Origin of the sequence: Coleofasciculus sp. FACHB-542, from assembly GCF_014695825.1 — a bacterium.
Classification (GTDB): Bacteria; Cyanobacteriota; Cyanobacteriia; order Cyanobacteriales; family FACHB-T130; genus FACHB-T130.
The window spans coordinates 112,961-126,098 of sequence record NZ_JACJPB010000008.1 but is presented as its reverse complement, the minus strand read 5'-3'; the positions used below and the strand labels follow the sequence as shown (position 1 = coordinate 126,098).

The window sequence follows — 13,138 nt, the reverse complement described above, 5'->3', positions numbered from 1 at the left end:
TGAGTTTCTCGGCTTAAATCTCTAATAAATCTCATAAGTCTCTTGTTTTCTTGACTTTTGTTTTAGCTTATTCTACTTTTTATTATGTGTAATTTATTTTACATAAGCACTTAATAATACCAGCTCAAGGGAAAACAGTAAATTATAAATGGCTCCTATTGAGCCGTCGTCAAAATTGAAAAAGGAGGCTGATTACCAGCCTCCTTTTCAGGAGAAATAGATAGGGGCGCATAGCAAGAGTGCCCGTATCCGTTGAGGGTTAAACAAGTTTGAGATTGGGATACTCAGCCAGCAAATCATCAGAGGTAAGCGTGTCGCCTTCTGCCTGAGGTGCCCAGAGAATTTCTACTGCAAGTAGGCGATCGCTCCCGATGCCACCAATCTGACGCAAGGCTTGACGCAAATCGTCAGTGCTGTTGATTTTCGGCAGTTGCAGATTGCCTTCGGCACCCACCAAAATCGTCACAATAATGTATTCACTAGGGCCTTCTGCCATCATCTGATTTGCCAGCTTGCCAGCTTCCTCAGATCCCGCCGGTAAAGATGCTTTGGGCGTTGCTGCCTTGAGCTGATTATTGACGTTCGAGAGAGTCTCTTCGGTGACTTTGCTGCGTTCACCCAGAGCTAGCTGATTAAACTTGGCTTCTGCGGCTTGTAACGCTGTTTGCTGAGATTCTGCTGCCCCATACACCCAGTATTCCGGGTGACGTAGCAAAGCTAGGGTACTTTCTTGAAGCACTTGGGCACGACCGATGGCGGAACTCATATCAGATGTACGCGCCAACTCGTCTAATTCTCCTTGCAAGCTGCGAGCTTCTGCCAAAAGACCCACTTGCACCTCTGCCACAGAAACTTTGGGATTGCCGTAGCCCAGCGAATCGGCTTCACCCGCGTCGCCAACACCAACGCGGCGGAAGCTGGAAACCAAGAAGTTAGCGATTCCCAGGAAAATCAAAATTGTAAACAGACCGCCAAATCCGCCCCCGATGCCAAAGAAGGGAAATAGCAACGGGAACCCAAATCCACCCCCAAATCCACCCCCAGGATAAGGAGCCGGATAGTATCCGCCGGATGGTGGCGCGTAGGTGCGGCTAGGAGGCGAATAGCTGCGGCTGGGCGCTCTAAAGGAACCCCCTCCAATCCGACCGCCTGAGCGAGCTGCTAAAGCTCCGTCAGCATGACCTAGCGTCAGGGTAAGGATCAGACCAAAGACGAACAAAGATTTCAAAAGGGGTTTAATTGCTGAAAGCAGTTTATTACGCATACATACTGTGCCTATTCAATCTGATTAAAACTGTAGCGGCTGGCAGCAACTCCTAGCATCTTCCTAACTATCGAGCGATCCGAGCTACATCTTTAATGTATCGCCTCCACCCGACTGGCGCGGGATCAATGCGGGGCGGATTTCCTCACGGGGAATCCGTACTCGAAAGGATGACGGATGAGGGATAACGCGAATCGCTGTGCGTTACCCAGGAACTGGACTAGAAACCACAGATGAAAAGTACAGTATGGGGAGTAAATCTTGTGGCTGTTTTCCGAGAAACAACCGAGAATTTATCTTCAGCCATTCCTTGTTCAATCTTCATCTCTGAGGTTCCAATTAGCCGCCGCCGACGATGGTGACGATTTCAATCGCGTCCCCCTCTTTGATCTCCGTTTGCGACCAAAACTGTCGATGGAGAATCTCACCGTTGTACTCAACCGCCACTAGGCGAGGATTTAACCCCAGATGCTCTAACAACTGGGGCAATTTAGTGTCGGGCGGGCAGGTGCGGGGTTCCCCATTCACTTGCAGCGCGATCTGACCAGACGGACTAAACATAAGATTGGGGAACGCGAACATCAACAGAGCGGAGAGTTTGCAGACGACTCAGCTGGGAGAGGAAATACTGAGTCATTAACATCGGCTGATCTGCCTGCATGATGGCGCGAACCGCTGCCACTCGTTCGGCTCCCGCCTCCAGCACATCATTTAAGTTATTCGCATCAATGCCCCCAATGGCAAACCAGGGAATCGAGGCATTTTCAGCCGCATAGCGGACATAATCCAGACCAGCAGCAGCTTTCTCTACTTTGGTGGGAGTTTCATAAACGGGGCCAACTCCAATATAGTCAGCACCCTCCTGGATAGCTCGCTGCATTTCTTCCGGGTTCGTGGTGGAGCGACCAACCAGGCGTTGTGGCCCTAGCAACTGTCGGGCGAGGGCGATGGAGATATCTTGTTGTCCCAGATGCACGCCATCGGCATTCACTGCCAAAGCCAGATCCACCCGGTCGTTCATGATAAACAGGGCACCGTATTGATGGCATAGCTGGCGGAGTTTGGAAGCGTGGGCGACTCGCACAGAATCGTCGGCAATTTTTTCGCGATACTGTACCAGAGTCAGTCCCCCTTGCAGGGCGGCTTCAACGATGGAAAATAGCTGTTCTGAGGCAGAAGTAACGAGGTATAGATGCGATCGCAACAGCACCTGATGTCGCCGGTAAGCCAGCAAATTGCTCTCCAACGTATACACTCGATAGCGCAATTGCTTCGCCGCAGCGCCTAGGTCGGGGTCGTAAAGCTTGCTATATTCTTCCAGCACCCGCAGGGCTTCTTCCACACGAGCAAAATTGGCTTGCAACAGCTGCTGAATGCTAGAGCGCTGTTGTTCTTGAGGATGGGTCAACTCCGTGCCCGCATCACCTGGGGTATCCCGTGCAGCCCGAAGCTCCATGCCATGCCATTTGGCTAGCTCCTGCCGCATTTGCTTGCATTCATTGACTAATTGGGAGCTATTCACGCCAAAGCGACACCATTCTTCGATAATCCGCAAGCCTTCTCTGGCTCGGTCTAAATTGGCGTCTAGAATGCGGCAAACCGCTGGCTGTGCTTGTATGAGCAAGTCCCCAACTGGCTCTCGAACGCTGTGTTTCTCGCCCATCGCAACCACTCCATTATTTTTCATCGTAGCAGTCTAGTTCCCTAATTTCTGAAATCCGTGAAGTGACAGGGTAGCACGTACCAACCAAATTTCCTCAATTGCCCCATATATTTTATCCAACTGAATAAAAAATAGAATGCGGGGATTAACAAGGTTGAGCAAAATGAACAATGCTGATATCGTGCGGATTGTGAACTAAGTCATGTGAACTAAGTCAGTAACATTTCGTCTATGGGTTAGGAGCAAGTAGCGTCCTTATCCCAATCCTTTAGCCTACGGGTTTCTAGTTTTTTGTACCTACCTATTTAAGAACGTTTAACAGCAGTATTATCATTCAAAGAATGCCTCCACAGAATTTTCTTTTGGAATGCCCATCGAATTCCTCGCTTTGAAGAGGATGCTCAGGTTGATGAGCTGTTAGCTGTTGGGGTCTTTTTAGAAATGTAAGAAATGTAAACAAACGGGTAGCCTCTATCCCAAAATAGGGGTGCATAGACTAAAACTAGGTGCTTTCTTCCATCAGCCTTTACCGATATTGCAGTGCCAACTTGAGAGGAGTAGAGCCGTGAGTTTGAAATGCCCCCACAATCGTCAATTGAATGCCCTAGTCAGAAAATGCCGTCCGTCTGTTCGTACCTGTCGCATTTTCTTAGGACTCGCGACTGCGATCGCAATCCCTTGGCTGGACGTTACCGCAATCCAGGCACAGCCGACGGTGGCTCAGGTTCCCCCGGACGGGCAGACGCAGATGTCACAAATGAATCGGTTGTATGTCAACCCCGCTGCGGGAAATGACAGTAATGGCACTGGAGACGAGCAGGAACCGTTCCAAACGATTACTCATGCCTTGCAGGTCGCTCAGCCGAACACCGCCATCGTACTGGCACCCGGCACCTACAGCACCGAAACGGGTGAAACCTTTCCCTTAAGACTCAAAGCCGGTGTAACGATTCAGGGCGATCGCGGCACCAAAGGGGAGAATATTGTCATCCTTGGCGGCGGTCAGTTCCTCAGTCGTTTCTTTGGCGGTCAAAATATAGCGATCGCTGGGGCAAATCAGGCGGGGTTGATGGGCGTCACGGTGACGAATCCGAATCCACGAGGTTACGGTCTTTGGATTGAATCCACCAGTCTGATGGTGGCGGATAACACCTTTACGGGAAGTAAGCATGATGGAGTTGCCGTCACTGGCAACAGTGCCCCCAGCATTCGCAACAACTACTTCTATGAAAACGGGGGCAATGGGATTACGATTTACGGGACTTCCCGACCGGAAGTGCGGGAAAATGTCTTTGAAAATACGGGATTTGGCATTAGTATCGGTCATAATGCTGCCCCGCAGCTAATTGCCAATCGCATCAGTGGCAACAAAGATGGGGTCGTCGTCGAAACCAAGGCAACACCCGTTCTCCGGAATAATATTATTGAAAACAACACTCGCTATGGGTTAGTGGCAGTTTCTCAAGCTCGTCCTGATTTAGGAACGGCTGGCGAACCGGGAGGCAATATTTTTCGTGCTAATGGTCTATTGGACATTAACACCAAGGCTTCAAGCCAGGAGATTCCTGCCTATGGGAATGAGATCACTGCCAAAACGGCAGGACGCATTGACCTAACGGGCATGGCAATCCCGCCCACCCCGCTTGTAGAGGCTCCCATTGCCAGCGGTCTTCTGAAGCCGCTTCCCACCGCTTCCCTGCCGCCACAGGAAGCCCTGGCACCGATTCAGCCAGTAGCGAGGAATGGTGGAAGTTCTCAATCTTTGCCACTCCTCTCTAACCGCCCGAACTCAGAGATTTTAACTCCAGTACAATCGGTACCCACTGACAGCACCGGGATTAAAATTTCCGTTCAACCGCCTGCCCCAACCTCTCAGCAAGCAAGAACGTCAGCTTACGGATTACCAACATTGCAGCCTCCGATGGTGCCTCCGGTGGTGTCGCCAGTAGTGCCGCCCCAGCAGCCCAGAGCGACAGCGTCTCCCTTGCCGATATCGCCTGTGCCCCAGACTGCACCCCTAGAAATTCCCGCGCCGCCTCCGGTTGCTCGGTCGCCGTTGCCGACTTCCCGGTCGCCCAGAGCGACGACATTACCAGCGCTACCGTCGTCAGCTTCTACATTACCGGCGCTACCGTCATCCGCCCCGTCTCAACCGTCGCCGGTTCTACCCCGGACTCTGGACTTTGGGGCGGCACCCCAGGAGCCTCTCCAAGCTTCGGCCTCCTCAGATTTGCTGCCAGTGCCAAGTCCGGATGTTCCTTTGGGGAATATCGGCAACAGTCGGGCGGCTAGTGGGAGAGTGCCCCGCCGAGCTGGGGGTAGTCAACAAGCTCTAGGTTTGCGTTATCGGGTGGTGGTGGATACTCAGAATTCGCGCCAAGAGGCTTTAGTGCGATCGCTTGCACCCGATGCCTTCCGCACGCGCTCCAACGGTCGGACGGTGATGCAGGCGGGAGCTTTTAGCACCCGCGATCGCGCTTTGGAAATGCAGCAAATGCTCAACACGAAAGGTTTAGCAGCCACGATTGAGTCAAGGAATTAATATTGTTTGTCAGGGGTTGATGGTTAATTGTCCGTTGTCATTGACCCCGGATGATTACCCACGACCCAATGTTCTACAGTTGGTTATTTTGACCTGTAATCATTCTTAGCTCAGACCGTTATGTCAAGAGATGAGTCGCTCTCTCGAAGCTTGATGCTAATTTGTTTTGGAACAGCGGTGGTGTTGTTCTCAGTTTCTAGGCGGACAAGTTCTTCAAGGGTGACGACCGTCAGCTTGGATTCCCCGATTCGGAGTCAGCGCCAGGTCGGCAAGTTGGCAAGTTGGCAGCTTGGAGAATTGTGGAGTAAAAATCGATCTTCAAATAGCCGCTCAACCGATCGGGAATATTCAGTGCTAGAAACCGCTCAGGCGGCATCCGCTTGGCAATCGTATCTCGTTGTCGATTTGAGCGATCGCCTGGTTTATGTTTACCGTGACGATCGGCTGCAAGCCAGTTACCCCGTAGCGGTGGGGCAGTTAGGTTGGGAAACGCCCACGGGTTCGTTTCAAGTTTTGCAAATGAACCAAAATCCGGCGTGGCGTCAACCGATTACGGGTGAAGTTATCCCATCTGGGGCGAATGATAATCCCTTAGGCGATCGCTGGATTGGTTTTTGGTCGGATGGGCGTCATCAAATTGGGTTTCACGGCACCAACGAAGAACACCTGATCGGGCAAGCAGTCTCCCACGGCTGCTTGCGAATGCGAAATCAAGATATTCGGATGCTTTATCAGCAGGTCGCGAAAGGGACACTCGTGCTGGTTCGCAGGTAGGAGGGAAAAGTTTTGAGTTTTGAGTTCTGAATTAATCACTCAAAACTCAAAATTCATCATTTATAACTCTTCCATTATTCGTTGCTATGGTTACTGGATTGAGGTTCAAAGCTGGGTGCGTAGGTTTGGAGTAAAGAACTCACCTGCTTGAACACGTCGCTGTCGTTCGCTTTGCTGAGCGCTTGCCGTTCTGGGAAAAATTCGGGACGATCCAGATTCCGGGCGATCGCTTCGCTTACTTGCTGGGTAATCAGCTCTTGAAGTTCATCCTTTGCCCGCATTCGCTGATAGCTAGCACCTTCCTCCGTCGTGGCATACAGCGGAGGCAAGCGATTGAGCGCGTAGGCGGCAATATCGCCGACATCTAGAACGCGATCGCTGGTTGCCTCAATTTCTGCGACTCTAGCGATCGCTTCCGTCAGCACCAACTCTTCCATGACATTGATGAACTGTTTTCGAGGAACTGCAACCACTTCCCCAGTTAACAGTGCGCCCATCAGACGGTCTAGAGCCATGTATTCTTCAATCGAAAGCTCAGAAGCCGTGTCACAGATGCGCCCCACCTCTGCTTCCATCGCTGGCGTCAGATAACCATCCTGCAGGGCTTGTTCAACAATTTTTTCAATACTCATCTAAAAATCCTGCTGGATACCCCATCCAAACTGTTTTGGTTGGCTAGGAAAGCGAGGCAGGGATTACCGCTTCCCTAAAAGTGCGTGCCCGTTTTCGAGTGTTGATACGCCCTCAACGAAGCCGAAACCTGCGTTGATGTTTTTTCGCCCATGCCCACTCATCTATCCTGGCATAACCAGCGCCTCAAAATACGCAAAACTACGCAGGCTTAACATCAGTCGGTTAGCGAACTAACAATATTGCTTTGACCGTGGGAATTTTCAGGATTTTTCCCAAAGGCTATTCAACATTTACGCTTCTCAGATGACTATCTACAATCCCCGTCCGCAAAGCTTTCGCTTCGGAAAAGCCTACACTAGCTCTCGGTGGGATAGTCGAAGACATTGAAAAATGCTTCGCAATCTCGTTTCGGAGAGGCAACCCTGCCACAATCTTTCCTCAATACAACACCAAATACATTAAAACCTAAAAAAATTCATCAAAACTTCAAAAAACCTCATTCAACTCCTTGAGTTCTCCAAGGTACTGGGTCTACGGCAAGACTATTGACATACAATCCCCAATGTAAGTGAGGACCCGTTGAAGCTCCCGTTGAACCAATTGCCCCAATCACCTGTCCCGCTTTTACAAAATCCCCTTCCTTGACATCAATCCGGCTCAAGTGCATAAAAATACTGGTGACGCCTTGACCGTGATCTACCCCAATTACATTTCCGTGAACGCGGAAACCCTGAGCAACCCGTCCCACCAGCGCCACTCTTCCCGATGCTGGTGCTGTTACCGGCGAACCATACCCACCCGCGTAGTCAACCCCGCGATGGTAGTAGTCATTGGCAAACTTGCCATTGTAGTAACGGCGAACCCCGTAAATACTGGTGATGCTACCTCGGTTCGGCTTGAGAAAAGGACCATTCCAGAACTTTTGCGGCGTCACCAAATTTTTAAAAGCTGCCACGCGGTTGAGTTCAAGTTGGGTTGCTGATTGTCCGGCTTTTCCGGGGGGTAGGGTAATCCGTTGCACCGGGAAATTGCGCGATCGCAATGGCAACGACAGGTTTTTGACTTCCCCATCACCAGCAACCCGAATTTGTAGCGTTCCCGGCTTGTCTAAAGGCGTTGTCGGTAGCAAGACTCGAAAGCGATTTTGACCGAGGGAAAACGCCCGGTAAGTCTTCTGTTTGAAAGAAACCGTGGGACTCTGCGAACCAGGAGAGTCCGTCTGAATCACGACCGAGAGCGTATCCCCAAGCTGGGGATTGTTGGGTGCCACCTGTACCTGCAAAGCTTTGACTGGCAAAGCAGTAGAAACTAAAAAAGCAAAAGGCAACAGAAAGAATTCTTTGTTTTTACAGTTCGCTTTGGACTTTTGACTGGACAAGAGTGTAGAAACCAGCCGCCGGTCATGGCGAGATTGAAACAGAGTCTTAAGCGACATCACGGGCAATTTTCTCCAAGCCAGTAATTGACAAAGCGTCTATGACCTTGTCTATGACCTTTATTACTAGCGGATAGACTATCACCTTGCCTGGACTGTTTCCACCGCCTTCCCGCAATTGATCCCAGTTGCCCAATGGAAACCTGAGGCAATGGCGTTAGCACAGTCCATAAAACTCTGTATCCTAAAGTTTATATACCTTTATACTTGTTCTCATAAAACAAACTTGTGCAAGAAGACTTTAGACTGATTGTTGACTTAGTATCCGTTCTGGCAGCAGCAGCCGTCGGTGGAGTGGTGTCAGCGCTGCTGCGGCAACCTGCGTTACTGGGCTATATCGTCGGTGGAATCGTCGTTGGGCCTGCGGGGTTGGGACTGATTAAAGAATTGGTTCAGATAGAAACCCTGGCTCAATTTGGTGTCGCCTTTTTGTTGTTCGCCTTGGGCGTTGAGTTTTCGTTTGCGGAATTAAAAAAAGTTAAAGGCATCGCCTTGGGTGGAGGCGGACTACAGATTGCCCTGACAATTGCAGTCACGGTTGCAGTCTGTGGACTCACTGGAGCGTGGGGTACCTTACCAGCGAAGGGTGTCTTCCTGGGGGCAATTCTGTCTTTGTCTTCAACCGCAATTGTCTTTAAGTGTCTGATGGAGCGAAATGAGACGGGGACGCCTCACGCTCAGGTGATGCTGGGGATTTTGGTGGTACAGGATTTGGCATTGGGGTTGATGCTGGCTGTCTTGCCAGCGCTGGATCAACCGCCAGAAGCGATTGGCAAGGCTGTGGCTTTAGCGCTGTTACAGATTGGGTTATTTGCGGCTGTGGCTGTGGCAGCAGGCATCTGGCTGATTCCTCCCTTGCTGCGCCTCTTGGCTCGAACGGAAAGCCGGGAGTTGTTTCTATTGGGCGTGGTGGCGCTGTGTTTGGGAATTGCGTTGCTCACGGAGGCATTGGGTCTTTCGATTGAAATGGGGGCATTTGTCGCCGGGTTAATGATTTCGGAGGTGGAATACGCCGACCAAACCCTGACTTATGTGGAGCCGTTGCGGGACGTGTTTGCGGCTCTGTTTTTTGCGGCGATTGGGATGCTCATCGACCCGATTTTCCTGTGGAACAACCTAGAGTTAATTCTGGGGCTAGTTTTGCTGGTTTTCGTCGGCAAGTTTTTGATTGTGACGCCGATTGTCAGAGCGTTTGGATATCCGCTGAAAACTGCGGTAATTGCTGGGTTGGGGTTAGCTCAAATTGGAGAATTTTCGTTTGTTCTTGCCAGTGAGGGACAAGCTTTGGGGTTGGTTTCTCGGCGGGTTTACTTGCTGATTTTGGGCACGACTGCGGTGACGCTGGTACTGACGCCTTTTGTGATGCGGCTGGTGCCAAAATTGTTGGAGTTGCCTTGGCTGAAGCCATATCTAGATCCGGTGGATGACCCGATGGAAGTGGCGGTAGATGCGCCTTTGCAAAATCATGTGGTGGTCTGCGGTTATGGACGGGTGGGACGAAATCTGATCAAACTGGTGCAGGAGCATAACTATCCAGTGGTAGTGATTGACCAGTCGGAAAGCCGGATTCAGCAGTTAAGAGAAGCAGAAGTTTCTTATGTTTATGGCAATGCGGTAAGTTTGCACGTACTGGAAGCTGCGGGGGTAGATAAGGCGAAGGGGATGGCGATCGCGCTTCCCGATCCGATGAGTACCCGCCTTTGCCTCAAACGCGCTTTAGAATTGGCTCCGGATCTGGATATTGTCGTTCGCGCTAACCACAACAACGATATCGAACTGCTTTATCAGTTGGGGGCGCGAGAGGTGGTGCAACCGGAGTTTGAAGCGAGTTTAGAACTGGCGGCGCATCTATTAGCCGGTAGTGGATTGCCGACATGGCAGATCCAGAAGGAAATGCAGCAAATTCGCAATAGCCATTACCTGGCATTGCGTCCAGAGCGATCGCCTTCGGAGATTGCTCATGACTTACAAATTGCCACTGCCGAAATGAATAGCAAGTGGTATTCCCTCCCGCCCAACTCTCCCTTGATTGGGATGACGCTACAGGAGACGGATATGCGCCGATTGACGGGTGTCACTTTGATGGCAATTCGGCGAACTGGTGGGGAAGAAGTGGACTATCCAGACAAGCAAACTTCTCTGGAAGTGGGCGATCGCCTCTTGGTGGTGGGAGAATCCAACGAACAAGCTGCTTTTAATCAACTGGCAAACGGTGAAGTGGCAATCCCAAGCCAAACCGCTCCCTGTCAGTGGTTGCAGGTTCCCGAGTCCAGCCCTGTTGCCGGTAAGCCTCTCTCTGAGCTGCATATTCGCCGCCAGTACGGGGTGCAAGTGCAAGCAATTCGGCGAGATGGCAAGTTCATCCGCTTTCCGGGGGGCGATACCGAGCTGCAAGCGGGCGATCAGCTGCTCTTATGCGGCGGCAGTTTTCCCCTCAATCAAGTGCAACAGTTGTTGGCACCCGAATCTGAGCCTCCGGTTTTCCCAGTCCCTACGCTCAACGTGCCAGTAAGCGAAGCGATACAAGAGCATCTTCCCTCTGACAATCAGCGAACAGGCGAATCAAGGTAATCGGTCATTGGGAAAGTGATTCCCGATTCCCGATTCCTAATTACTTTGGCTGCACATAAGCGATCGCGTGTCGCCAAACCAGCGTTTGCTGATTCGATTCATCTTGTAGACAAATACAGTTCTGATCTTGCCAACGCAGTTTACCAACGAGTACATCGTTCGTGAGGAGTTTCAGTTCAACCCTTTGTCCCTCTTTCACAAATGTTTGGACGAGACGAGTGCTTGGTAAGCCTGTTTCCAGTTCAGTTGTCATAATGCAAGATTTTTCCTAATGCGAATTGCCAGATTTCAGGATTGAAGGACTGCCATTAACCATTACCCATTCCATAGTTTATGCTAATCGAAAATTGCGAATCGAAGGATTGCTAAATGGGAATCGAGTTTACTAAGTATCACGGACTGGGAAACGATTTCATTCTGATTGACAATCGTTCCTCATCAGAACCCAAGGTAACGCCAGAACAAGCGGTCAAGTTTTGCGATCGCCACTTTGGCATTGGTGCCGACGGCGTGATTTTTGCCCTGCCGGGACAAGACGGCACCGACTACACCATGCGGATTTTCAACTCCGATGGTTCCGAACCGGAAATGTGCGGCAATGGCATTCGCTGTTTAGGCAAATTTCTCGCTGATTTAGAAGGAAAATCTACTCAAGAAACTCAATATCGGATTCATACCCTGGCAGGTGTCATGACACCGCACATCAAGCCGGATGGGAAAGTCACCGTCGATATGGGAATGCCAGGACTACTGGCGGCAGAAATTCCCACGACGCTGGGTGCCCCTAACGAGAAAGTAATCGCTCAACCTTTAGAAGTCGCTGATGCTACTTGGTTGGTAACTTGTGTCAGCATGGGGAATCCTCACTGCATCACGTTTGTGGAGGATGTTGCCGCGATTCCTTTAGAAAATATTGGCCCCCAGTTCGAGCATCATCCCGTTTTTCCCAAGCGGACGAACACCGAGTTTATTCAAGTGGTGCGCCCAGATTACCTGAAAATGCGGGTCTGGGAACGCGGTGCAGGAATAACTTTAGCTTGCGGCACGGGTGCTTGTGCGACTGTGGTCGCTGGAGTGTTGACTGGAAAGAGCGATCGCATCGCCACCGTTGAATTACCCGGCGGCTGTTTGGAAATCGAATGGTCGGAAATAGACCAGAGAGTTTACATGACAGGGCCAGCAGAGCGCGTATTCGCAGGTCAGATATAATCCGATGTGCTTTTTCTTAGCCTTCCGATAAATGGGGATTGGGGGAGCAAAACCCGAACAGCTCTGTTGGTTCGATTCCCCTAGTCCCTCGCTCAATTGCCGGGAATTACACTGTAAAGTTGCACATCGCGCGATCTAGCAAAAATGCAAAAGCCGCCAGAAAAGGCTCCCCGACTCATCACCATCTCCGTCAGCCATTACTGCGAAAAAGCACGATGGGCATTAGAACGGCTTGAAGTTCCCTACATTGAAGAACGCCATATGCCGCTTTTTCATCGGCTAGCCACCCGCAAAAATGGCGGCGGACAAACGACTCCGGTTCTGGTGACGGAAACGGGTACTTTGAGCGATTCCTCTGATATCTTGCAGTATCTAGATAGCATGACGGCTGAAAGTGCAAAACTTTACCCAGCCGATCCCAAGCTGCGCCGCGAGGTTGAAAAACTCGAAGATTTGTTTAACAAGCAGCTCGGCCCCAGCATCCGTCTTTGGGCGTACTTTTATTTGCTAGATAATCGCCAGTTGATGCGGCGACTGTGGTGCGATGGCGTACCCTCTGTTGAGCGGGCGTCATTTCCAATCGTTTTTCCGTTGATTCGCGAGGCGGCACGGCGAGGCTACAATATCACGGCAGAATCGTCAGCCAGTGCCCACGACAAGATTAAGCGCATCTTCGAGAACGTCAACGCGCGGTTGGCAGATGGACGTTCCTACTTAGTTGGCGATCGCTTTTCGGCAGCAGACCTCACATTTGCCTGTCTCGCGGCTCCGGCTGTACTGCCTGCCGAGTATGGGGCGAGTCTGCCTCACTTAGATGAGTTGCCCGATGAGATTGCAGTGGCAATTAAAGAGTTACGAGAAACCCTGGCGGGAGCTTATATCTTGCGCCTGTTCCGTGAGGAACGCCAGGGGTAAGGGTTCGTTGCACCTGAGCGTGGCAAAGTGAAAGTGGGAAGCGATCGCATCCTCACGGTTGAACTACCCGGCGGCTGCTTGGAAATCGCATAGTCATAAACAGACCAGCCTGTTCATAGGCAAAATCTAATC

11 protein-coding genes are annotated in these 13,138 nt (G+C 51.0%); 5 read left to right on the top strand and 6 right to left on the bottom strand.

Going from position 1 to position 13,138, the window contains the following annotated elements:
• Positions 1–259 precede the first annotated feature (259 nt).
• The 3 genes from H6F52_RS01350 to H6F52_RS01340 form a co-directional block, all read right to left on the bottom strand.
• A complete protein-coding gene (locus tag H6F52_RS01350; protein ID WP_190414968.1) occupies positions 260–1,264 on the bottom strand; it encodes a DUF1517 domain-containing protein in 1,005 nt (334 codons plus the stop codon).
• Between the two features lie 339 nt (positions 1,265–1,603).
• Entirely contained in the window at positions 1,604–1,825 is a 222-nt protein-coding gene (gene thiS, locus H6F52_RS01345; RefSeq protein WP_190426058.1) for a sulfur carrier protein ThiS, read from the bottom strand.
• The gene (locus H6F52_RS01340; RefSeq protein ID WP_190531416.1) at positions 1,818–2,927 is read right to left on the bottom strand and encodes a thiamine phosphate synthase; all 1,110 of its coding nucleotides are present in this window, start codon (positions 2,925–2,927) and stop codon (positions 1,818–1,820) included. Before H6F52_RS01340 ends, thiS begins: the two co-directional genes overlap by 8 nt.
• A 565-nt stretch (positions 2,928–3,492) precedes the next feature.
• On the opposite strand from H6F52_RS01340, the gene H6F52_RS01335 reads away from it, so the two are divergent.
• Complete coding sequence (locus tag H6F52_RS01335) at positions 3,493–5,469, top strand: DUF1565 domain-containing protein (protein ID WP_190531400.1); 1,977 nt, start codon at positions 3,493–3,495, stop codon at positions 5,467–5,469.
• Between the two features lie 120 nt (positions 5,470–5,589).
• Complete coding sequence (locus tag H6F52_RS01330) at positions 5,590–6,243, top strand: L,D-transpeptidase (RefSeq protein WP_199300291.1); 654 nt, start codon at positions 5,590–5,592, stop codon at positions 6,241–6,243.
• 74 nt (positions 6,244–6,317) lie between these two features.
• On the opposite strand, the gene H6F52_RS01325 is transcribed toward H6F52_RS01330, so the two are convergent.
• Both H6F52_RS01325 and H6F52_RS01320 read right to left on the bottom strand, forming a co-directional pair.
• Positions 6,318–6,875, bottom strand: a complete 558-nt coding sequence (locus H6F52_RS01325; protein WP_190414972.1) for a late competence development ComFB family protein — start codon at positions 6,873–6,875, stop codon at positions 6,318–6,320.
• A gap of 497 nt (positions 6,876–7,372) precedes the next feature.
• Positions 7,373–8,311 carry a M23 family metallopeptidase gene (locus H6F52_RS01320; RefSeq protein ID WP_190531414.1) on the bottom strand — a complete coding sequence of 313 codons (939 nt, stop codon included), beginning with the start codon at positions 8,309–8,311 and terminating at the stop codon, positions 7,373–7,375.
• Between the two features lie 228 nt (positions 8,312–8,539).
• Between H6F52_RS01320 and H6F52_RS01315 the strand changes: the two genes are divergently transcribed.
• Positions 8,540–10,882, top strand: coding sequence for a cation:proton antiporter (locus H6F52_RS01315; RefSeq protein WP_190531396.1), 2,343 nt, complete (start codon positions 8,540–8,542; stop codon positions 10,880–10,882).
• Positions 10,883–10,922: 40 nt separating this feature from the next.
• On the opposite strand, the gene H6F52_RS01310 is transcribed toward H6F52_RS01315, so the two are convergent.
• Positions 10,923–11,135: an RNA chaperone Hfq gene (locus tag H6F52_RS01310; RefSeq protein ID WP_190414975.1), complete on the bottom strand. Its 213-nt coding sequence runs from the start codon at positions 11,133–11,135 to the stop codon at positions 10,923–10,925.
• Between the two features lie 116 nt (positions 11,136–11,251).
• Between H6F52_RS01310 and dapF the strand changes: the two genes are divergently transcribed.
• Complete coding sequence (dapF, locus tag H6F52_RS01305; protein ID WP_190431966.1) at positions 11,252–12,091, top strand: diaminopimelate epimerase; 840 nt, start codon at positions 11,252–11,254, stop codon at positions 12,089–12,091.
• Positions 12,092–12,235: 144 nt separating this feature from the next.
• Positions 12,236–13,006 carry a glutathione S-transferase family protein gene (locus tag H6F52_RS01300; protein ID WP_190431969.1) on the top strand — a complete coding sequence of 257 codons (771 nt, stop codon included), beginning with the start codon at positions 12,236–12,238 and terminating at the stop codon, positions 13,004–13,006.
• Positions 13,007–13,138: the final 132 nt, after the last annotated feature.

Excerpts from the sequence above, each read along its gene's own strand:
- H6F52_RS01350 (WP_190414968.1), bottom strand. The coding sequence starts at position 1,264 with ATGCGTAATAAACTGCTTTCAGCAATTAAACCCCTTTTGAAATCTTTG.
- thiS (WP_190426058.1), bottom strand. The coding sequence starts at position 1,825 with ATGTTTAGTCCGTCTGGTCAGATCGCGCTGCAAGTGAATGGGGAACCC.
- H6F52_RS01340 (WP_190531416.1), bottom strand. The coding sequence starts at position 2,927 with ATGGGCGAGAAACACAGCGTTCGAGAGCCAGTTGGGGACTTGCTCATA.
- H6F52_RS01330 (WP_199300291.1), top strand. The coding sequence starts at position 5,590 with ATGTCAAGAGATGAGTCGCTCTCTCGAAGCTTGATGCTAATTTGTTTT.
- H6F52_RS01325 (WP_190414972.1), bottom strand. The coding sequence starts at position 6,875 with ATGAGTATTGAAAAAATTGTTGAACAAGCCCTGCAGGATGGTTATCTG.
- H6F52_RS01320 (WP_190531414.1), bottom strand. The coding sequence starts at position 8,311 with ATGTCGCTTAAGACTCTGTTTCAATCTCGCCATGACCGGCGGCTGGTT.
- H6F52_RS01310 (WP_190414975.1), bottom strand. The coding sequence starts at position 11,135 with ATGACAACTGAACTGGAAACAGGCTTACCAAGCACTCGTCTCGTCCAA.
- dapF (WP_190431966.1), top strand. The coding sequence starts at position 11,252 with ATGGGAATCGAGTTTACTAAGTATCACGGACTGGGAAACGATTTCATT.
- H6F52_RS01300 (WP_190431969.1), top strand. The coding sequence starts at position 12,236 with ATGCAAAAGCCGCCAGAAAAGGCTCCCCGACTCATCACCATCTCCGTC.